This window comes from Providencia sp. JGM181, from assembly GCF_018257375.1.
GTDB classification, from domain to species: Bacteria; Pseudomonadota; Gammaproteobacteria; order Enterobacterales; family Enterobacteriaceae; genus Providencia; species Providencia lanzhouensis.
The window spans coordinates 1-22,587 of sequence record NZ_JAERJY010000006.1; the positions used below are offsets into that span (position 1 = coordinate 1).

16 protein-coding genes and 1 pseudogene are annotated in these 22,587 nt (G+C 43.0%); 13 read left to right on the forward strand and 4 right to left on the reverse strand.

Annotated features, from left to right (window positions below):
- A pseudogene (locus tag JK188_RS02110) lies at positions 1-1,977 on the forward strand (TcdA/TcdB pore-forming domain-containing protein); the annotation flags it as partial.
- Positions 1,978-2,045: 68 nt separating this feature from the next.
- On the opposite strand, the gene JK188_RS02115 reads toward JK188_RS02110, so the two are convergent.
- The gene (locus JK188_RS02115) at positions 2,046-5,204 is read right to left on the reverse strand and encodes an efflux RND transporter permease subunit (protein ID WP_036952571.1); all 3,159 of its coding nucleotides are present in this window, start codon (positions 5,202-5,204) and stop codon (positions 2,046-2,048) included.
- Between the two features lie 15 nt (positions 5,205-5,219).
- Positions 5,220-6,410 carry an efflux RND transporter periplasmic adaptor subunit gene (locus JK188_RS02120; protein WP_036952569.1) on the reverse strand — a complete coding sequence of 397 codons (1,191 nt, stop codon included), beginning with the start codon at positions 6,408-6,410 and terminating at the stop codon, positions 5,220-5,222.
- 134 nt (positions 6,411-6,544) lie between these two features.
- On the opposite strand from JK188_RS02120, the gene acrR reads away from it, so the two are divergent.
- The 3 genes from acrR to mscK all read left to right on the forward strand — a co-directional run bounded on the left by acrR (position 6,545) and on the right by mscK (position 11,108).
- Positions 6,545-7,195: a multidrug efflux transporter transcriptional repressor AcrR gene (gene acrR, locus JK188_RS02125; RefSeq protein WP_036952567.1), complete on the forward strand. Its 651-nt coding sequence runs from the start codon at positions 6,545-6,547 to the stop codon at positions 7,193-7,195.
- A 12-nt stretch (positions 7,196-7,207) separates the two neighbouring features.
- Positions 7,208-7,561: a DsrE/DsrF/TusD sulfur relay family protein gene (locus JK188_RS02130; protein ID WP_036952565.1), complete on the forward strand. Its 354-nt coding sequence runs from the start codon at positions 7,208-7,210 to the stop codon at positions 7,559-7,561.
- A gap of 157 nt (positions 7,562-7,718) precedes the next feature.
- Positions 7,719-11,108 (forward strand): mechanosensitive channel MscK, encoded by a 3,390-nt coding sequence (mscK, locus tag JK188_RS02135; RefSeq protein ID WP_211887783.1) that lies wholly within the window; start codon positions 7,719-7,721, stop codon positions 11,106-11,108.
- A gap of 12 nt (positions 11,109-11,120) precedes the next feature.
- Here mscK and JK188_RS02140 read toward each other — a convergent pair whose 3' ends face one another.
- The gene (locus tag JK188_RS02140; RefSeq protein WP_036952561.1) at positions 11,121-11,291 is read right to left on the reverse strand and encodes a DUF2496 domain-containing protein; all 171 of its coding nucleotides are present in this window, start codon (positions 11,289-11,291) and stop codon (positions 11,121-11,123) included.
- A gap of 10 nt (positions 11,292-11,301) precedes the next feature.
- Positions 11,302-11,850: a primosomal replication protein PriC gene (gene priC / locus JK188_RS02145; RefSeq protein WP_211887784.1), complete on the reverse strand. Its 549-nt coding sequence runs from the start codon at positions 11,848-11,850 to the stop codon at positions 11,302-11,304.
- A gap of 143 nt (positions 11,851-11,993) precedes the next feature.
- Between priC and apt the strand changes: the two genes are divergently transcribed.
- From apt to JK188_RS02190, 9 genes are all read left to right on the forward strand, one after another.
- Positions 11,994-12,545: an adenine phosphoribosyltransferase gene (gene apt / locus JK188_RS02150; protein ID WP_036952557.1), complete on the forward strand. Its 552-nt coding sequence runs from the start codon at positions 11,994-11,996 to the stop codon at positions 12,543-12,545.
- Positions 12,546-12,663: 118 nt separating this feature from the next.
- A complete protein-coding gene (gene dnaX, locus JK188_RS02155; RefSeq protein ID WP_211887786.1) occupies positions 12,664-14,610 on the forward strand; it encodes a DNA polymerase III subunit gamma/tau in 1,947 nt (648 codons plus the stop codon).
- A 43-nt stretch (positions 14,611-14,653) separates the two neighbouring features.
- Positions 14,654-14,983: a YbaB/EbfC family nucleoid-associated protein gene (locus JK188_RS02160; RefSeq protein ID WP_006659291.1), complete on the forward strand. Its 330-nt coding sequence runs from the start codon at positions 14,654-14,656 to the stop codon at positions 14,981-14,983.
- The gene (recR, locus tag JK188_RS02165) at positions 14,983-15,582 is read left to right on the forward strand and encodes a recombination mediator RecR (RefSeq protein WP_211887788.1); all 600 of its coding nucleotides are present in this window, start codon (positions 14,983-14,985) and stop codon (positions 15,580-15,582) included. Before JK188_RS02160 ends, recR begins: the two co-directional genes overlap by 1 nt.
- A gap of 447 nt (positions 15,583-16,029) precedes the next feature.
- Complete coding sequence (gene htpG / locus JK188_RS02170; RefSeq protein WP_211887790.1) at positions 16,030-17,904, forward strand: molecular chaperone HtpG; 1,875 nt, start codon at positions 16,030-16,032, stop codon at positions 17,902-17,904.
- 192 nt (positions 17,905-18,096) lie between these two features.
- Positions 18,097-18,741: an adenylate kinase gene (gene adk / locus JK188_RS02175; RefSeq protein ID WP_036952549.1), complete on the forward strand. Its 645-nt coding sequence runs from the start codon at positions 18,097-18,099 to the stop codon at positions 18,739-18,741.
- Between the two features lie 150 nt (positions 18,742-18,891).
- The gene (gene hemH / locus JK188_RS02180) at positions 18,892-19,869 is read left to right on the forward strand and encodes a ferrochelatase (protein WP_211887791.1); all 978 of its coding nucleotides are present in this window, start codon (positions 18,892-18,894) and stop codon (positions 19,867-19,869) included.
- A gap of 108 nt (positions 19,870-19,977) precedes the next feature.
- A complete protein-coding gene (gene wzz(fepE), locus JK188_RS02185; RefSeq protein WP_211887792.1) occupies positions 19,978-21,105 on the forward strand; it encodes an LPS O-antigen length regulator Wzz(fepE) in 1,128 nt (375 codons plus the stop codon).
- 108 nt (positions 21,106-21,213) lie between these two features.
- Complete coding sequence (locus JK188_RS02190) at positions 21,214-22,527, forward strand: inosine/guanosine kinase (protein ID WP_036952541.1); 1,314 nt, start codon at positions 21,214-21,216, stop codon at positions 22,525-22,527.
- Positions 22,528-22,587: the final 60 nt, after the last annotated feature.

Sequence of the window (22,587 nt, forward strand, 5' to 3'; positions counted from 1 at the left end):
ATAAAAAACAATGTGATTATTGTTGAGTTAAAAAATAGAAGTAGACGAAGTGAAGTGAATGTGGTTTATCATTTAGTGGGTAATCAATTGGAATTAGTGAGTGTTTCTAATGACTTTATTTTAATGGAAAAACTAACAAAAATAAATCCAGTTCTGTCACCACAGCAGAAAAAATATTTTGTAAATCATGATTACTTAGTCAATGATAACTATATTAGAGCGAGTAAGGATGATAAAAATGCATCAAAAATAACATCGTTAATAACAGCTCCTGCACCAAACCTCGCTCCAACGGTGATGATAAAAGATACAAACTATTTAGGTTTCCAGTCTGTTTATTGGCTACGTACTTGTGACGGTGTATTAATAAAACCTAATTTAGCCAGGCCAAATGATTATGACCAAAAGGAAATCGCCAACATATATCAAGTAATGCAATGGTTTTCTACTAACCCTGACGAATTAGCTTATATGAATAGTAGGCTCGCAAATGGTGAACCTTTCAAGGATGTATTAGGTCCTGCTTATGCTGGTTTTACAAACAAATGGAGGCTGGCAGAAATTGAGAGTCAATTTAGGACGGCAAATACAGAGCCTACATTATTAAAAATAGCAGGCGCATATTTTTATAAGTTTGATCCAGTTACGGATACTTGGAACTGGAAACCACCAACCGATCTTACATTGGTAGGTAGTCTATTTGATGATAATGGAGACGAGGTCTTTTTCTTTTATAGCAAAGAGTCAGATACAATTTTTCGTCAAGAAGGGCTAGGGCAAAAGGATATTGATCTTAAGAATCCAACCGCTAAGCGATTAAGCTTTGATGAAATAGAAACAGTTTTTGATTGGCATGGTAATTTATTAGTCATCCAAAAAAGCGGAGTGGTGAAACAACTTAATGTTAATGGTAGTGCAGATACAATTGCAATAAATAAAAACTGGTTTGAAAATGAATCCTTTAATTGGGCTAATTTAAGCGGTTTTATTAATGAACCTCATCCAATCACACTGTTTGGTTTAAAAGGAAAAGATGGAAAACAATCTTTATCAGCGTGGTATTTCAAAGGAAAAGTGATTGTTAGTGAGTCTTTACCATCTGAAAATACATTACAGTTTTTGGGTTTTGACTTTCATAATGACAGTGGAATTATTTTTGATACACAAGCCAAAACATTATATCAACAAAAGGCAATCTCTAGTGTGCTGCTAGCGACTATGTTTGATGATGATAAATCTTTAAAACCTTCGGAACATTTACCAGAATATATTGAATTATATCCAGATGTCTCTCTTGAAAATGTTCAGAAAATAAATGGAGGGTTAATGTTATCTTCTCGAGAAGGCCAAATTATTTTTCATCCATTATCAAAAAGTGAACCATTAGGCTCATCCTTTATTATTAAAGGAACAAATCATGATGATATTCTTGCGCCAAGACAGTTAAATACAGTTAAGACATTAATATTGAGTGGTGGGGAAGGTAAAGATACTTATCACTTGAAAATAGAAGATTGGCAAAGCCATCAAACGATTGTTATTGATAATCAATCACAAGATAAGCAAATGGATTATCTTGTCGTACCAATAAACGCGAAGAGTAATGCAATTTTTGTTAATCGACTGAATAATGATTTAATTTTTACGGACTCTATTAATCAGACTTCATTAATTTTGCATAATATTTATGGTGATAATTCATCAAATAGCCGACATTTAATGGTTCATTTTGATGATGGCATTTTAAATGTCAGTGAACTTGCAGAAGTGGTTACCGATCATCGTGGCGCTATGTATTTATCAAGCTATTTTGAAGAGAAACCACGATGTAATGAAGAGCTGGCTTTTTTAGCTGAAAGTTGTAGTCAAATAACATTAAACAAAGATTTTAGTTATTTACAATATGACAATGTACAGATGCATACGCGAGGTCCAGAGATTTCTCCTATAGATATAATTCAATATAAAACACACTAAATCCTATTTATGGCAGTCATATAAATGAAAAGCCCCCAATTAAGGGGGCTTTTTTAACGCACTAGCGATTAATGAGCTGCTGGTGGCTGATTGTTATCAACGTGTTCTGGAGCCTTTGCAAAGCGGCGACGGATCACCACAAAGAATACCGGAACGAAGAAGATAGCCAATGATGTTGCTGCGAACATACCACCCAGTACACCTGTACCGACGGAGTTCTGTGCTGCAGAACCTGCACCATTACTGAATACCAGAGGGATAACACCCAGCATAAATGCCAGTGATGTCATCAGGATTGGTCTTAGACGCATTTTAACTGCATCTAATGTTGCTTCAATTAATCCTTTACCTTCTTTCTCCATCAAGTCTTTGGCGAATTCAACAATCAAGATTGCGTTCTTCGCCGATAACCCAATGGTGGTTAACAGACCTACTTTGAAGTAAACGTCGTTATCTAAGCCTCGGACTGAGGTGAAGAGTAACGCACCGATAACCCCAAGTGGAACCACTAACATAACCGAGAACGGTACAGACCAGCTTTCATACAGTGCAGCCAGACACAGGAATACAACAATCAGGGAAATCGCATACAGGGCAGGTGCCTGGTTACCAGACAAACGCTCTTGATACGACATACCTGTCCACTCATAACCGATACCCGCAGGTAGGTTTTCGGTGGTCAGTTTTTCCATCATCAACATTGCAGCACCGGTACTTTGACCTTCTGTTGCTTGACCTTGAATGTTCATCGCTGGAACACCGTTATAACGTTCTAAACGTGGTGAACCGTATTTCCAAGGATCTTTAGATGTATCTAAGAATGCCGAGAATGGCACCATTTTTCCTTGGTTATTACGAACATACAGGTTGCTGATATCTGACGGCAACATACGACTTTCCGCGTCACCTTGTACGTAAACTTTCTTCACACGACCACGGTCGATAAAGTCATTGACGTACGATCCACCAAACACGGAGCTGAGAGTTGCGTTGATATCGCTGATCGCAACGCCTTGCGCCTGTGCTTTTTGCTGGTCAATGTAGATTCGATACTGTGAGGTATCATCTTGACCATTCGGGCGTACACCTTGCAAAATTTCAGGGTGCTGAGCGGCTAGTCCAAGTAACTGATTACGTGCTTCCATCAGTTTTTCATGACCTAAACCTGCTTTATCTACCAACTCAAAGTCAAAACCGTTTGATGTTCCTAATTCGACGATTGCTGGTAAGTTAAAGGCATAAATGAAGGCGCCTTGTTTTTTGGATAGTGCTGCGTTTGCACGTGCAACAATCGCATCCACATGGTTTTCGTCACCTTTACGCTCATCCCAGTTTTTCAGAACGACGAACGCAAGACCCATGTTTTGCCCTGCACCTGCAAAGCTAAAGCCACCAACAGTAAATACAGACTCAACGTTTTTACCTTCATCTACTCTGAAGTAATTACTCACTTCATCCAAGATGACCTCGGTTTGCTCTTGAGTTGATCCTGGTGGTAACTGCACCATGGATAAGAACACCCCTTGGTCTTCTGCTGGTAAGAATGATGATGGCAGACGAACGAACATAAATGCCATACCCACTACCAGTAAAACGTAGATCACAAGGTAACGACCTGTACCATTCAACATACGGCTTACGCTGTCTGTGTAATGGTGAGCTTGCTTTTCAAATACGCGGTTAAACCATCCAAAGAACCCTTTTGTGGAACCATGGCTGCCTTTTTCAATTGGCTTCAACATAGTTGCACACAGTGCAGGGGTCAGGATCATCGCAACTAATACTGATAGCAGCATCGATGAAACGATGGTGATAGAGAACTGACGGTAAATTGCCCCTGTAGACCCGCCGAAGAAGGCCATTGGGATAAATACCGCAGACAGCACCATTGCAATACCGACCAGAGCACCTTGAATTTGCCCCATGGATTTTTTGGTCGCCTCTTTTGGTGGCAGACCTTCTTCTTGCATTACACGCTCAACGTTTTCAACCACAACGATAGCGTCATCCACGAGAAGACCGATGGCAAGTACCATCGCGAACATGGTTAAGGTGTTTATCGAGTAGCCAAAGGCTGACAAGATAGCAAAGGTACCTAACAGCACCACTGGTACCGCGATTGTTGGGATCAATGTTGCACGGATGTTCTGCAAGAACAGATACATAACCACAACAACCAACATAATTGCTTCGACCAGCGTTTTAACTACTTCGTTAATTGAAATCTTAACGAATGGCGTTGTATCGTACGGGTAAACAACTTCTAGTCCTTCAGGGAAGAACGGTTCCATATCAGCTAATGCTGCACGGACGTTATTTGCCGTATCCAGTGCGTTTGCGCCCGTTGCGAGTTTAATACCAATACCCGCAGCTGGCATGCCGTTAAAACGAGCAATTGTACTGTAGTTTTCCGCACCTAATTGAACAGTAGCGACATCTTTCAAACGAACTTGAGAACCATCTTGGTTCACGCGTAATAAGATGTTAGAAAACTCTTCAACGTTGCTTAAACGAGTTTGAGCAATAATTGATACGTTCAAACGCTGGCCGCCAACAGGAGGAGTTCCCCCTAATTGACCGGCTGCAACTTGGTTATTCTGTACACGAATCGCATTAATGACATCCGAAGTTGCCATGTTGTACTTAACAAGTTGCTCTGGTTTTAACCAAATACGCATTGCATATTGGGTACCAAACAGCTGGGTTTCACCAACACCATTAACACGACTAAGTGGGTCCTTAATATTCGAACCTACGTAGTCGGCAATGTCGTATTGACCCATTGAACCGTCTTTAGAAATAAAGCCTGCAACCATTAAGAATGAGCTGGTTGACTTATCCACACTAATACCTTGTTGCTGAACTTCTTGAGGTAAAAGAGGCATAGCCAATTGCAGCTTATTCTGTACCTGTACTTGGGCGATATCGCCATCAGTACCCGCTTCAAAAGTCAGCGTAATACTTGCTGAACCTGATGAATCACTGGTTGATGACATATACACCAAGTTATCGATACCGTTCATATTTTGTTCGATAACTTGGGTCACCGTATTTTGTACCGTTGACGCATCCGCCCCTGGGTAGTTAGCTGAAATGGAAACAGCCGGCGGTGCAATCGTCGGATACTGAGCGACAGGTAACTTGATAATTGCCAGCAGACCCGCAAGCATGGTGATAATCGCAATTACCCACGCAAAAATTGGTCTATCTATAAAAAACTTAGGCATTAATCAATCGCTCCCTTATTTAGACGCGGTTTCAGGTTTTGCCTGAGTGTCTACAATGGATTGGGTTTCTAAGTTTGCTTGCTTCGGCACAACAACCATACCTGGTTTGATTTTCTGTAAGCCAATCACAATGACACGGTCGCCATCTTTCATGCCTTCAGTTACTAACCAGTTGTTGCCAATCGCTTGTGCGACTTGTACTTTGCGTACTTCAACTTTGTTTTCAGCGCCAACAACCATCACTTGCGCATCACCTTGCGGAGTACGTGCAACACCTTGTTGTGGGACTAAAATCGCGTTTTCTTTCACACCATCTTCTAAAATAGCGCGAACAAACATACCCGGCATCAGCTCTTTGTTCGGGTTAGGGAATACTGCACGCATCGTGATGGAACCTGTGGTTTCATCGACAGTAACGTCAGAAAACTCTAATTGCCCTTTCTGCGCGTATTCTTGCCCGCCATTAATGACTAAGCTAACAGGCGCTTTACCCGGTTCTTTTTGCAGAGCACCATTTTCGATTTCAGCTTTTAAACGTAAGAAATCTTCGCTCGACTGAGTGACATCCACGTAGATAGGATCTAACTGTTGAACGCGCATCAGTTCAGTTGCTTGACCAGCTGAAACTAAAGCACCTTCAGTCACGTTGGATTTACCAGTACGTCCACTGATAGGGGCAGTGACTTTGGTGTAATTCAAATTAATACGTGCTGTTTCAACTGCCGCTTCAGCCGCTTTTACTGCAGCCAGTGATTGAGCATACGTTGAGTTCGCTTGATCGTATTCTTGTCGGCTAATGTAATTCGTGCCAAGCAGTGGCTTATAACGTTTAACAGTTAATGCGGCGAGATTAGCATTTGCTTGCGCTTTGGCTAATTCTGCTTTAGCACTATTGTAGGTTGCTTGGAAAGGTGCCGGGTCGATTTGATATAACGATACGCCAGCCTCAACATCGCTACCTTCTTTGTAGTTACGTTTTAGGATGATGCCACTTACTTGTGGGCGAACCTCTGCAATACGAAATGCAGATGTACGGCCTGGGAGTTCGGTCTTAATGGTCAGAGGTTCAGCTTTCAGCGTAACAATTCCTACATCAGGCGCCGGGCGTTCACCGCCACCTTTCTGTTCTTCGTTACAACCAGATAACGCTAAGCCGCCTGAAAGGACCAACAGAGCCAGAGGTAACACCCCTCTGTTTTTTCGCATAAGTTAACCTCAATTAATCGATATGAGTTCAAAACAAAATTAAGAAAAAAAGCAAATTATATGATTTATCACTATGCTATAGTACAAACATACACTAATGTATGTAAATCAGCTTTCGATAAAAACGAGCGTCAATGGCACGAAAAACTAAACAACAGGCTGAAGAAACCCGTCAGGAAATATTAGATGCAGCCATCAAAACATTTTCTGAACGAGGAGTAACAGCCACATCATTAGCCGATATAGCCAAAGCTGCGGGCGTTACCCGTGGAGCTATATATTGGCATTTTAAAAATAAGGTGGATCTGTTCCATCAAGCCTGCGAATTTAGCGATAATCAAATTACTCAAGCTGAGGATTATTATCGTTCGAAATATACCAATGATCCACTTTTAATACTAAGAGAATTGCTAATATATATTCTTACGGATTTTATTAGTACTCCTAAAAACCGCGCGTTAATGGAAATCTTTTTCTTAAAATGTGAGCTCGTCGGAGAAATGGCTTCTGTCGTTGATTTTAAACGTGAAAATTATCTGGCAAGCGAACAGCGGATTATTAAGAATTTACGTGACTGTGTGGATGCAGGGCAACTTCCTGCCGATTTAGATTTAGCGTGTAGTGCGGTTATGATCCGCGCACTGATGTCGGGCTTACTTGAAAACTGGTTATTACAGCCAGAGCGTTTTATTATAGACGCACATACAACGACGTTAGTTGATACTCTATTAGAAACGCTCAAAAATAGCGTTTCGCTGCGAGTCAAACCGACGCCAAACGAATAATCGGAGAAAACCATGTCATCCATTTTGATCATTGCGAATGGCGCGCCTTACGGAAGTGAAATGTTGTTTAACTCTCTGCGCTTAGCCATCACGATAAAAGAGCAACACCCTCAAACCGACCTGAAAATTTTCCTAATGTCCGATGCTGTCACTGCCGGGATCACCGCACAAAAACCGAAAGAAGGGTATAACCTTCAGCAAATGTTAGAGATTTTAACCGCGCAAAATGTCCCTGTTAAATTATGCAAAACTTGCACTGATGCCCGTGGTATCAGTGAGCTGCCATTAATTGATGGTGTCGAAATCGGTACATTAGTTGATTTGGCTGCGTGGACATTAGACGCTGAAAAAGTTCTCACCTTTTAATTTTATCGCCATTGATTAAAAAGATTTTTGAGAATTGAGCTGCGGCTTGTCAAAATTGCAGCTCAAAGCGCAAGTTAGAACCGAGTTTATTAGAAGCAAGCATATTAGCGTTAAACAATTTAAGTGCTAAATAATAGTAGGATCACAACGAGATATCATGGGCTCACTGATGCAACATAGAAAAGTGTGGTTATATTCAATCAGAATATTTTTGGCATTTGCCATCACTTTTTTCTCTTTTCAAATTTCCGCTGCAACAATTAATAACCTTCCCAGCAAAAACGAGATAAAAACAGAGCTCAATTCGCTAAATAAAAAAAATAATGCGGGGCAAGAAGATAAACTCGCTATTGCCGATTTGGAAAAGTCATTAAATTATTATGATGAACTGGAAAAACTTGATCAGCGCTCAGACGAACTGCAAAAAAAATTAAGTCACTCCGGTGAAGAGTCAAAAAAAGCGGTTCAGGGTTTATTACAAATAAAAAATCAGAATGAAAATCCTGATATTAACTTTCAGCACCAAATTGAAAATAGCAGCCTGCAACAATTAGAGTCCATGTTGGCAACCCATTTGGATAACCTGCAAGCGGAGCAAAATGATCTCGCCACATACAACAGTCAACTGATCGGTTTACAAACTCAACCTGAGCGCGCCCAAGCTATCATGTTGGACAATGCCAGACGATTGCAAGAGATCCGCAATGAACTTAACAGCACATTGACTGACTCCAACAAGCTGCGCACCACGCAATTGAATATGCTGCAACTCGAGCAATACCTTCTACAGCAGCAAAACGAATTTCAAAAGCGCGTTCTTCAAGCCAATACGCAACTCCAAGATGTTTTACAGAAACAGCGTGATTACACGGCGGCGTACATTGAGCAACTCGATGCTCGAATTCAGGTGATCCAAGAAGCGATTAGCAAAGAGCGTCTTAGTGATTCCCAATCGACAGTCCGTGAAGCACAAAACACCTCTACGGATGATGCCGTACAGCAAAATCCGATTATTCAAAAAGAGGTGGAGATCAATAACAAGCTGAGCAACCGCTTGATTGAAGTGACTCAAGACGGCAACAAAATGGTGCAAAATGGTATCCGAGTAAAAACTTGGTTAGAACGCGCCACACAGTCTGAACGAAACTTAAAAGAGCAAATCAACGTATTACGCGGAAGTTTGCTGCTATCGCGAATTCTTTTTCAGCAACAAATTGATTTACCCGCGGATATCCTAACCAAAAACTTACCTGTCACCATCGCTGACCTGCGTTTGGAGCAATTTGATATTAACCAGCAGCGTGATGCGTTATATCAACCTACGGATTACATTAATAATCTTGAGCATGAGCAAGCAGTTAAGGTCGGAGAGCAAGAAAATGCTCACTTGTTTACCCCTGAAGATAAAGCGGCACTGGTAAAAATCCTGGATGTTCGCCGTGAATTATTGGATGAATTGAATTTACAGCTAGGCGGGCAAATTTCCCAAGCCATTAATTTGCAACTGGATCAAAACCAATTATTGAGTGTAGTCAGTTCGCTTGAACATACCTTGGCTCAGCAGATTTTCTGGGTAAACAGTAATAAGCCGATGGATATTGAGTGGTTAAAAGCGTTCCCAGAAGCGGCCACAAATCAATTAACTCACCTCGATTTTGATTTTTCATTCTCTAGCCTGAAAAAAGGGCTGATTAGCTCGCTGTGGGTAACGATCCCTTTATTATTGGCAGCACTGATTTTTATCTGGTTGAATCGAAAAATTACTCAGCGTCTGCATGACATTGACCAGCGTTTATCCAGCCTGCGTAACGACAGCGTATTGAATACACCGCTGGCTCTGTTTCTCACGTTGCTGCAAACCATCCCAATCTCATTAGTGGTTATCGCCATTGGTTACTGGTTCTTAAAAACTGGTAACCTGCAAGGGGAGTTTATTTGGTCTTATTTCTTGCAACTCGCTATTTTCTGGGCGCTATTTGAACTAACGTTCAGGGTGTTAAAACCGCAAGGTATAGCCGAAAAACACTTTAACATTGAGCATGAAAATGCCCAGCGTATGCGTCGTCGAATGGTGCGTTTATCGGTACCGCTGATCCCGCTTATCTTCTTTTCCACCTACGGTATGATTAACCCACTGAAGGTATCTGAGGATGTGATTGGGCAGCTCGTGGTTTCTATCTGTTTATTATTATTGTGTATTTTTACCATTCCGTTCTGTAAACAGGTTTGGAAGGAAACGGGTAGCCACTTAACGCGCTCGATTTTGATCACGCTACTGACATTCTCACCGCTAATTTTAATCGGTTTGATGATTGCGGGTTACTATTACACCACCCTCCGTTTAGCCAACCGTTGGTTAGATAGCTTGTACCTGCTGGTGCTTTGGTACATCACGTATAATGTCTGCTTGCGAGGCTTAAGTTTAGGGGCGAGAAAACTGGCGTATAAGCGTGCGCTTGAGCGTCGAGCGCAGTCAAAACAGCAAGAAGAGACTGAAAACGAGCCTATCAAAGAGCCGCCAATGACCATTGAGTTGATTAGCCAGCAGTCGCTGCGCTTAACCACAATGGTGCTGTTTATTATCTTTGCATTTGCGTTTTACGCCATTTGGTCTGATTTTATTACGATTTTCTCCTTCCTCGATAGCGTCCAACTCTGGAGCTATACCGCAACATCAGCGGAAGGGGCGAATATCATGCAGCATGTGACTTTGGCCAACCTGATTTTAGCCGTAGTCATCGTGGTGGTAGCGTGGATCATGACGCGCAACTTACCTGGGTTATTGGAAGTATTGGTGTTATCGCGCCTCAAACTGCGCCAAGGTTCCACCTATGCCATCACCACCATGTTGACCTATGTGATTGTCAGCATCGGGGCAATAGCATCCCTTGGGATGATAGGGGTCACGTGGAATCAGTTGCAATGGTTAGCTGCAGCCTTAACCGTTGGTCTCGGTTTTGGTTTACAGGAAATTTTTGCGAACTTTGTTTCGGGGATTATTTTGCTGTTCGAAAGACCGATTCGTATTGGAGATACCGTCACCATCGGGACTTACTCAGGAACGATCAGTAAGATCCGTATTCGTGCCACCACGATTGTGGATTTCGATCGCAAAGAGGTGATCATCCCGAACAAAGCATTCGTTACGGAGCGCTTAATCAACTGGTCGCTCTCAGACACGGTCACGCGAATTACGGTCTCTTTAGGTGTTGCATATGGTTCCGATCTGGAAAAAGTGAAGCGCGTATTGCTGCAAGCGGCAGCTTCTAACAGTAAAGTGATGACGGATCCTGCGCCAGCGGCATACTTCTTAAGTTTTGGTGCCAGTACATTGGATCACGAATTACGTTTTTATGTGCGCCAAATCGGTGAGCGTACTATCACCAGTGATGAAGTGAACCGTGAAATTGATAGGTTATGTCGTGAAAACGATATCAATATCGCCTTCAATCAATTGGAAGTGCATTTGCATAACAATCAAGGGGATGAAGTGCAGGAAGTGACCAAGATTATCAAAGATAAAGATAATGATAAAAATGGCGATTAAAAATAACCTGCGTTAATTATCATTCTGACAGGCTGCTTCGGCGGCCTGTTTGTTGAGATAATCCTGCTTAACCATCTCTAATGCTTTTAGGACTGTGTTGGTATCAACTTCAGCCGATTCTAACAAGTAAATTAAATCTACTGCGAGCTGGGTTTCGAGTGGTGCAGTGTCCAGTGTTTCCATTCACGATCCTCTAATCAAAAAATTGGTTTTCTTGGTGCTCGATGGCTTTTTCAATTCGCATTAATGCTTGTCTACAACGGTATAAACGACCGGCTAACGCGGCGAGTTCTTTTTGGCATTGGTGCTGTAAATGTGAGTCAGTTAAGCCACTTAAATAGAGTTCTTTTTCGCTCACCATCGCCTGTAAACGGCGTTCATAATCTTGATGTTGTGATAAACGTTCATATAAATCAACCTGTTCCTTTTTCGTCCGAAAAGAATCTTCTTTTTCCCGTAGCCCTTGTGTAGACAGTTCTCGGGAGATAGCTTGCATTTGATGCACGATTTTTTCGGTTAAAAAATTCACTTGCTGGGCATGGTTCAGGGCAACGCTATTACACAATTGCTGATACAAGGTATTGAGCTCTTTTTGGCAATCACCCAGCTTGGTGGATTTATGGCTAAATAGCTGCATATCAAATCGGGAGTGTGAAAACTCATGGTCTTTGATGGGAGCGACACGCACCGCTAATTCATCAATCTGCTTTCTCAATGCCTCTAACAGAGCCTGTGTTTTCATTTTTTATTCTCAATAAATGTGAAAAGTGGCGGAATATTGATATCCAACAATAAAACTTACAGCAAATAGACGGCTTCTTATTGCATTTTGATGGTAGTTTGCATAGATTCTACCCTTTCGTATTTACTATATTGGTTTTTATTATGACCGCTAAAGAGCAACAACTGCAATTGATTAAAGAAAGTATCGCGACTATCCCTAACTATCCAAAAGAGGGTGTGCTGTTTCGCGATATTACCACACTGTTAAATGACCCGGCGGCTTATCAAGCGACAATCGATATGCTGGTTGAGCATTATCAAAACAAAGGTGTGACCAAAATTGTTGGTACTGAAGCCCGTGGTTTCCTGTTCGGCGCTCCTGTTGCATTACGCTTAGGCGTAGGTTTTGTGCCTGTGCGTAAAAAAGGCAAATTACCGCGTGAAGTTTTAAGTATGACGTATGATCTGGAATACGGCACCGACACACTGGAAATCCACAAAGACAGCATTACCGCACAAGACAACGTGCTGGTGGTGGATGACCTGCTAGCAACCGGCGGTACTGTCGAAGCGACCGTGAAAATGATCAAACAGCTAGGCGCAAAAGTGGTGGATGCTGCTTTCGTTATCGGACTGCCAGATTTAGGTGGTGTAGAGCGTTTAGCCAAAGAAGGCGTTACTTCCTATAGTCTTGTTGAGTTCCCTGGCCACTAATCTGCTCCGCACTCTTCTTACTATTTTTACTGCAGTCTCGCCCAATGGGTTGAGGCTGTGGTAGCATGGTACTATTATTATATTTATCAATGTCCCATGTTGAATAACAGTGGAATCCATGAGCTATCAGGTACTTGCCCGTAAGTGGCGCCCCCAAAAATTTTCAGACGTTGTTGGTCAGCAGCATGTGTTGACTGCACTTGCTAATGGGCTTGAGCACCAACGGCTTCATCACGCTTATCTTTTCTCAGGTACCCGCGGTGTCGGGAAAACCACGATCGCCCGTTTGTTTGCCAAAGGGTTAAACTGCGAAACGGGGATCACGGCAACACCTTGCGGAAAATGCGCCAACTGTTTGGAAATTGAGCAGGGGCGATTTGTTGACCTGATTGAGATTGATGCGGCATCACGCACTAAAGTCGAAGATACGCGAGAGTTACTGGATAACGTCCAGTACGCGCCAGCGCGTGGTCGCTTTAAAGTTTACCTCATTGACGAAGTTCACATGTTGTCGCGCCACAGTTTTAATGCACTGCTTAAAACACTGGAAGAGCCGCCGGAACACGTCAAATTTTTACTTGCCACGACTGATCCGCAAAAACTGCCTGTCACGATTTTATCCCGCTGCTTACAGTTTCACCTGAAAGCGCTGGATGTCCCACAAATCAGTGAACAGCTTGAGTTGATCCTAAATGCAGAAAATATTGAGCACGATACTCGTGCTCGTCAGTTGATTGCCCGCGCGGCAGACGGTAGTTTGCGTGATGCGTTGAGCTTGACTGACCAAGCGATTGCTATGGGGCAAGGTAAGGTCACTGCGGATATCGTGAGCCAAATGTTGGGTACGCTTGACGATGAACAGCCTCTTGCCATTATTGAAGCCCTCGTTCGTGCAGATGGTCTTGGCGTGATGGCTCAAGTGGAGCAAGCTGCTTCCCGTGGCGCTGATTGGGAAAACTTACTGATTGAAATTCTCTCTCAGCTTCATCGTATCGCGATGATCCAATTGCTGCCAGCGGAGCAAGAAACGGACCCTTCCTCTACGGAAGGGCGCCTAAGACAAGTAGCACGATTAATTTCCCCAGCGGATCTTCAACTTTTCTACCAAACCTTGCTGGTGGGGCGTAAAGAACTGACATTCGCACCAGAAAGACGCATGGGCGTGGAAATGGCGCTATTAAGAGCGTTAGCCTTCCACCCAAAGAGTATTATTGAAGAAGTGGAGTTGCCGCCGAAATTAGTTTCAAGAGCGCCAGCACCTGCTTTTCAGCCGGAGCCAGCACCATCAACGGTAAGGCACCCAGCCCCGCAACCGGCGAGCGCAGAGAACTTGCCGGAAAATAGCCCAACATTGCAGCTATTGAAAGCCAGACAGGCACTACAAACGCCACAAAGTGAGGATCCGAGTCCAAAAAAGACTCATCCGGTGACGTCCGAAAGGGCTAAGCCGGCGGTTTCAGCACTTGAACGGCTGGCCGCGGTAACCAGCAAACATCAGCAAAATGTGATGGAAAAAGCGTCACAGAAAACAAAGCCTGCGAAGCCGAAACCTTACCAGTGGAAGCCTCAAAATGGTGAGGTTCTCGACGCAAAAGACACAGTGACAACGCCAACTGAGATCAAAGAGGCGTTGGAATATGAAAAAACCCCTGAATTAGCAATCAAAATCACCGAAGAAGGGCGCAAGCGTGATAGTTGGTCGGGGGAAATCGCGCAATTAAATATTCCGAAGCTAGTTGAACAATTGGCTTTGAATTCATATAAAGAAGAATTGAACGAGTCGCAAATTGTATTGCACTTGCGCTCCGCTCAACGCCATCTTGATAAACCTAACGCCCTAAAAGCGTTGCAAGATGCGTTGAGTGAACATTATGGTCGCCCTGTTGAACTGAAAATCGTTCACGATGATAATACGGCGGTGAAAACGCCGCTGGAATGGCGTCAGGCGATTTATGAAGAGAAACTGGCGCAAGCCCGTCAGTCTATTATTGCGGATAAAACAATTCAAAAATTGCGCGCCATGTTTGATGCGCAGTTGGATGAAGAGAGTATTCGCCCCGTTTAACGCTACAGTTGCGAATCTGTAGCCTCAGTTGTGAGAGAAAACTATGTTTGGTAAAGGTGGATTGGGTAACCTGATGAAACAGGCCCAGCAAATGCAAGATAAAATGCAGAAAGTTCAGGAAGAAATCGCTCAACTCGAAGCTACTGGCGAATCTGGTGCTGGCTTAGTCAAAGTGACCATCAACGGTTCACATAACTGCCGTCGTGTTGAAATCGATCCTAGCCTGTTAGAAGACGATAAAGATATGCTGGAAGACTTGATTGCTGCGGCATTCAACGATGCTGCGCGTCGTATCGAAGAAACACAAAAAGAAAAAATGGCTAGCGTATCCAGCGGTATGCAACTGCCACCAGGCTTTAAGATGCCATTCTAATGCAAACGAGTCCGCTTCTTGAATCATTGATGGAAGCGCTGCGCTGTCTCCCCGGTGTGGGACCCAAGTCAGCGCAGCGAATGGCTTTCCAACTTCTGCAACGTGACCGTAGTGGCGGAATGCGTTTGGCTCAGTCGCTGACTCGTGCAATGTCCGAAATCGGGCATTGCCGCGACTGCCGCACATTTACTGAGCAAGACACCTGCAATATCTGCGATAACCCGCGCCGTCAGCAGAATGGGCTGATTTGCGTTGTGGAAAGTCCCGCAGATATCTACGCTATCGAGCAAACTGGTCAATTCTCGGGTCGTTATTTCGTACTCATGGGGCATTTGTCGCCATTAGACGGTATTGGACCTATGGATATCGGGCTGGATAGGCTCGAAGAGCGACTGGCATCGGAAAACATCTCTGAAGTGATTTTGGCGACCAACCCGACAGTAGAGGGGGAGGCGACGGCAAACTATATTGGGCAGATGTGTGCGCAGTATGGGGTGGCGGCGAGCCGGATTGCGCATGGGGTGCCTGTTGGCGGAGAGTTGGAAATGGTTGACGGAACCACTCTTTCTCACTCGTTGGCGGGGCGCCAACGGCTCTAAAGTCCTCGTCATACTTTGCGCCGTAGCGTTGTTGTCTTCATGCATCAACCCTAGTCACATACTTGTGTATGCTCCTAGGGATTGTTCTTATCCTCGTCATATTTCAAATTGTAGGGGTGTTGGCTGCACAACCTCACCCTAGTCACATACTTCAGTATGCTCCTAGGGATAAGCTTGCTTGCCGCCTACCTACAACTTTGAACTATTTAGAGGATGATGGTAGGGAGTAGGCTTTTAAAAATAAATTCAAAAGCAAAGTAAAACAAAATCCTTAATTCAAAAAAAACTGCCAAGAAAAAGCATCGTAGTTTTTGGTCATTTCCTTTCGTTCATATTAATTTGGCTGCTAATTTGTGGTTAGTGGTTGAATTCTATTTTTTTGTCCCCAAATTAGTTTCCATCGATAAGTCAAAACTAACTATTAGATTGATGATATAGAGGCGATTAATGAGTATGAAAGGACAAGAAACTCGTGGGTTTCAATCAGAAGTCAAACAACTGCTCCAGTTGATGATCCACTCTCTTTACTCAAACAAAGAAATTTTTCTGCGTGAGCTAATTTCCAACGCATCCGATGCGGCGGATAAACTGCGTTTTCGTGCATTATCTAAGCCTGAACTGTATGAAAATGACGGTGAACTGCGTGTGCGTATTAGCGCAGACAAAGACAAAGGTACTCTCACTATCAGTGATAACGGCATCGGTATGAGCCGTGAAGAAGTGATTGAAAACTTAGGGACCATCGCTAAATCAGGCACTAAATCATTTTTAGAATCATTAGGCAGCGACCAAGTCAAAGATAGCCAAATGATCGGCCAATTCGGTGTGGGTTTCTACTCCGCATTCATCGTTGCCGATAAAGTCACCGTACGCAGCCGTGCAGCGGGTGCTGATGCGAGCGAAGGGGTATTCTGGGAATCTGCTGGCGAAGGTGAATACACTATCGCAGATATCGAAAAAGCCGATCGCGGAACCGAAATTACCCTGCACTTACGTGATGACGAAAAAGAGTTTTTAGATAACTGGCGCTTACGTTCTGTTATCAGCAAGTATTCTGACCATATTGCACTGCCCGTTGAAATCGAAGAGAAAAACGAAGAAGACGGCACGGTTACTTGGGAAAAAATTAACCAAGCAAAAGCGCTGTGGACTCGCAGTAAATCTGAAATTTCGGATGAAGAATATGTGGAATTCTACAAGCATATCTCCCACGACTACGCAGACCCACTAACTTGGGCGCATAACCGTGTGGAAGGGAAGCAAGAATATACCAGCCTGCTGTATATTCCATCTCAAGCGCCATTTGATATGTGGAACCGCGACCAGCGCCATGGTTTAAAACTGTATGTTCAACGCGTCTTTATTATGGATGATGCTGAGCAATTTATGCCTAATTACCTGCGTTTCGTTCGTGGGGTATTGGATTCCAACGATTTACCGTTGAACGTTTCCCGTGAAATTCTGCAAGACAGCGCTCTGACGCGTAACTTGCGCAGCGCACTGACAAAACGTGTTCTGCAAACACTGGAAAAACTGGCGAAAAACGATGCAGAGAAATACCAAACTTTCTGGCAGCAATTCGGTCTGGTCATGAAAGAAGGTCCTGCGGAAGATATGGGGAACGGTGAAGCGATTGCAAAACTGCTGCGCTTTGCGACCACCCATAACGACAGTAGCGTACAAAATGTTTCGCTGGAAGACTACGTAAGCCGCATGGTGGAAGGTCAGGATAAGATTTACTTTATCACTGCCGATAGTTACGCCGCTGCGAAAAGCAGCCCGCATTTAGAGCTGTTCCGTAAGAAAGGCATCGAGGTTCTGCTGTTATCTGATCGCATTGACGAATGGATGATGAACTATCTCTCTGAGTTTGATGGTAAACAGTTCCAATCTGTGAGCAAAGCCGACGAGTCATTAGATAAGTTAGCGGATGAAAACAAAGCGGAACAAGAAGAAGCAGAGAAGCAGTTAGAGCCATTTGTTGAGCGCGTGAAAACCTTCTTGGGCGACCGTGTGAAAGAGGTTAAATTGACTCACCGTTTAACCGATACACCAGCCATTGTGACCACCGATGCGGATGAAATGAGCACTCAAATGGCGAAATTATTCGCTGCTGCGGGTCAAGCGGCGCCAGAAGTGAAATATAACTTCGAGCTGAACCCGAACCATGCATTGGTGAAAAAAGCCTCTGAAGTGGAAGATGAAAGCGTGTTTGCAGATTGGGTGGATGTACTACTCGATCAAGCTTTACTGGCAGAGCGCGGTACGCTGGAAGATCCAAACTTATTTATCAAAAAAATCAACGAATTACTTTTAAAGTAGTCCATTAAGGTATTTTCGTTTTCGAACATAAACCACGTAAAAAAGCAATTTTTTGCGTGGTTTTTTTCTTTTGCGAAAAAAGATAAATGGGAAAACGTTTACGTGTCTTCTTGAGTCAGATGGCATGCTAATGGTATGGTAGAGCGTTTTCTTTTCAAATTATAAAAAACTAAATAGCAAGGGGTTTACGCAATGCGTATCATTCTGCTTGGCGCTCCAGGCGCTGGTAAGGGCACTCAAGCTCAATTTATTATGGAGAAGTTTGGGATCCCTCAGATTTCAACCGGCGACATGCTACGTGCCGCGGTAAAATCAGGGAGCGAATTAGGTTTACAAGCTAAAGAGCTGATGGATAACGGCAAATTAGTGACTGATGAACTGGTTATCGCATTAGTGAAAGAGCGCATCAAACAAGATGACTGTCGCAATGGCTTCTTGTTGGATGGGTTCCCGCGTACCATTCCTCAAGCGGATGCAATGAAAGAAGCAGGCATCAACGTTGATTACGTTTTAGAATTTGATGTTCCTGACGAAATCATTGTTGAACGTATCATTGGTCGCCGTGTTCACGCACCTTCAGGTCGTGTTTATCACGTCACTTTCAACCCACCTAAAGTTGAAAACAAAGATGACGTAACTGGCGATGAATTAACTATCCGTAAAGACGACCAAGAAGACACGGTTCGTAAACGTTTAGTTGAATATCATGCACTGACTGCGCCATTAATCGCTTACTATCAAAATGAAGCGAAAGCGAGCAGCACTCAGTACTTCAAGTTAGACGGTACTCGTAAAGTGACTGAAGTGAGCGCAGAGTTAGCAAAAATTTTAGGCTAATTTTTCTTGGCGCGATCTAAATAGTTCTAAGTAGATCTCAATAAATAAGGCAGCGCAAAACGCTGCCTTTCTTTTTGTGCCACAAGTTGGCAAAATTAGTTATCAAAATCTGTTATTGTTGGGAATGATTATCAATTAGGAGCTGTTCTAATGTTAGAAAAAAAATATGGAATTCTATTGGTAAATTTGGGAACGCCCGATGCCCCAACAACAACAGCCGTTAAACGCTATTTAGCTGAATTCTTAACTGACCCGCGTGTTATTGATGTTTCCCCATTGATTTGGAAGCCTATTTTATATGGTGCTATTTTGCCAATCCGCGCTTCCAAAGTGGCAAAACTTTATGGCTCAATTTGGATGGATGAAGGCTCGCCATTATTAGTTTATTCACAGCGTCAAAAAGAAAAATTATCTGCATTTTTTCCTAATACACCGATTGAGCTGGGAATGACTTACGGCTCGCCGTCAATAAAGAGTGCTATCGACAGCTTGATTGAGCAAGATGTGACGGAATTAGTGGTTTTACCGCTGTATCCACAATATTCCTGCACCACGACGGCTGCCGTCTATGAGGCTATCACTCGCGCTTTTAAACCTATGCGGACTATCCCGTCGGTGCAATTTATCCGTAGTTACGCCACTCATCCCGCGTATATTCAAGCCTTAGCGGAATCCATCGAAGCCAGTTTTGCTAAACACGGTGAACCAGATAGGTTGATCCTCTCTTTCCACGGTATCCCGCAGCGTTACTGCGACTCAGGGGATATTTATGATAAAGAGTGTGAGCAAACCACCGAATTATTAAAGCAAGCCCTGAAATTCCCAAGTGACCGAGTGTTAATGACTTACCAATCTCGATTTGGGCGTGAACCGTGGTTAAGCCCATACACTGACCAGACGATGAAAAAGTTACCGTCAGAGGGTGTTAAGTCAGTGCAAGTGGTTTGCCCAGGGTTTTCGGTGGATTGTTTAGAAACATTAGAAGAAATTAGCGAGCAAAATAAAGAATTTTTCTTACATAATGGTGGTGAGCAATATCGTTATATTCCTGCACTGAATGACAGCGATATCAGCATTAATATGATTCAGTTAATTCTGAAAAATCACTTAGAAAGAGTGATTTCATAGGTAATTTCATAAAGAAGGTTAATGGTTATATCCAAAACTTAAATTTTGACTATAATTATGACCTCAATATTCAATGGTACAATTTAGAGTGCGTTGTTTGGAATTAACATGACTGAAAAAACCAATTTATCTCCAGAATTAAAAAAACAGCTAGAGCAAGATCCGCAATATAAATTGCAGCACAATGATGAAATAGATCTCATGGCGTTGATAGCGGTTCTGTTTAAGAATAAATTATTGATTATTATTGCAACAGTCATTGTTACCGCACTGAGTATTGGGGTTGTCAAAATGTTACCTCAGAAGTGGACGAGTGAAGCGGTTATTATCCCACCAACGTCTGAAGAGGTAAAAGAAGCTAATGAATTTTCAGCACGCTTAAATGCATTAGGCATGGAAGTTGACTTAGGTTCTCAGCGTATTTACAACGAATTTATTGTTCAATACCGCTCTAAAGTTAACCAAGAAGCTTTCGTTAAAAGCACCGACTATTTTAAAACACTACTTGATAAACTTGAGAATAAAAATGATCCGCTCGAGGTTCAACGTTTAGTGAATCGTATCATTGCGGATTCGATTAAACTGAAATACAACGGTAAAGAAAAAGACAGTGATGATAGCGACATCGTACTGTCATTTACCGCGCCAACAGCGGTTGAAGCGCAAGATTTAATGGATGGGTATATTCGTTATACGGCGAGTATTGTCCGTAAAAGAATGAAAACTGAAGTGGATAATGCGATTGCACGCCAACTGATTTATAGCGTTGAAGCATTAAAACAAGATACCACCAAAATCCAGATTTCTTATGACGTTAAAATTGAGCGTTTAAAACGTGCTATTACCATCGCGAAAGCCGCTGGAATTACACGTCCAATCGCAAGAGATTCAGTGGCAATTAATGATGACCCTGATTATCCAATTGCATTAGGTTCAGAAGCGTTAGAAGAAAAATTGGGGATTGAGTTAAAGAACCGCGACTTAGCGCTGATCAGTGAAAAACTGCAAAATGCAAAAGTCTATATTGAAAACTTAAACTCACTCACAACTAAAGAATTAGAGTTTGAGCCAGTGAGATTTATTCTGACTCCGGATTTACCGATTACTAAAGACTCACCTAAATCGATGCTTATCGTGGCATTAGGCGCTATTCTTGGCTTTATTATGAGCTGTGCGTTTGTGCTAGGTCGTGACCTATACCGTAACTATAATCAGCAAAATACTCGCCGTAAGTAATCACTCTAAAGCGTTATAAATACCTAACCGGCACCTTTTTATCGAAGGGTGCCGGTTTTGTTTTATCGTGTTAGAATACGGAAATGTTCCTTTTTTAATGTTCCCAATATGAAATTCCCCGGTCAACGCAAATCTAAACATTACTTTCCCGTCTCTCTCAGAGATCCTCTTTTACAACCGATGAAAGAGATGCTCTCTGACGATGAAAACTGCAAATCGTATATTGTGGGTATCGACCAAACGCTCGTCGATATTGAAGCCAAAATTGATGATGAATTTATTGAACGTTATCAATTAAGTAAAGGTCACTCTTTAGTTATCGAAGACGATGCGGCTGAAGCGCTCTACAAAGAGCTCACCGATAAGAAACTGATCACCCATGAGTTTGCAGGCGGCACAATAGGGAATACACTTCACAATTACTCTGTCTTAGCCGATGACCGCTCCGTCTTATTGGGCACGATGTGCAACAATATTCAGATTGGTAGTTATGCTTATCGCTACCTATGCCATACTTCAAGCCGTATGGATCTAAACTACCTACAAGGGGTAGATGGCCCTATCGGGCGTTGTTTTACGCTCGTGACTGATAACGGTGAACGTACGTTTGCTATTAGCCCGGGGCATATGAACCGCTTACACCCCGATAGCATTCCTGAAGAGATTATTGCAGGCGCATCAGCGCTGGTATTAACGGCTTATTTAGTGCGTTGTAAGCCGGGGGAAACCATGCCGGATGCGACGATGCAAGCTATCCATTATGCGAAAAAACATAATGTTCCCGTGGTACTGACATTGGGAACCAAGTTTGTTATCGCTCAAGACCCGCAATTCTGGCGTGATTTCCTTAAAGATCATGTCTCAGTAGTCGCCATGAACGAAGATGAAGCCTTGGAATTAACCGGTTTTAGTGATCCCCTATTGGCATCTAATATGGCGCTGGATTGGGTTGACCTTGTTCTGTGTACAGCAGGACCTTCAGGGCTGTATATGGCAGGCTTTACGGAAGAAGAATATAAACGTAAAACTCAGCACCCATTACTGCCGGGAGCAATTGCTGAATTTAACCTGTATGAATTTAGCCGCGCGATGCGCATGCAAGATTGCAAACAACCGCGTCGCATTTTCTCTCATATTGAACCTTATATGGGCGGTCCCGAAAAAATCATGAACACCAATGGTGCGGGTGATGGAGCTTTATCTGCGTTACTGCATGATATTACGGCGAACTCTTATCACCGTTCAAATGTGCCTAATTCCAGTAAGCACGAGCGTCAATATCTCACTTATTCCTCACTGGCACAGGTGTGTAAGTATGCGAACCGTGTAAGTTATCAAGTGCTTTCTCAGCATTCACCGCGCTTAACTCGCGGGCTACCAGAAAAAGAAGATAGCTTAGAAGAGTCCTATTGGGATCGCTAACTTGGAATAAGTAATGCTGAAATAAAAAAACACCTCGAATGAGGTGTTTTTGTTTTTATC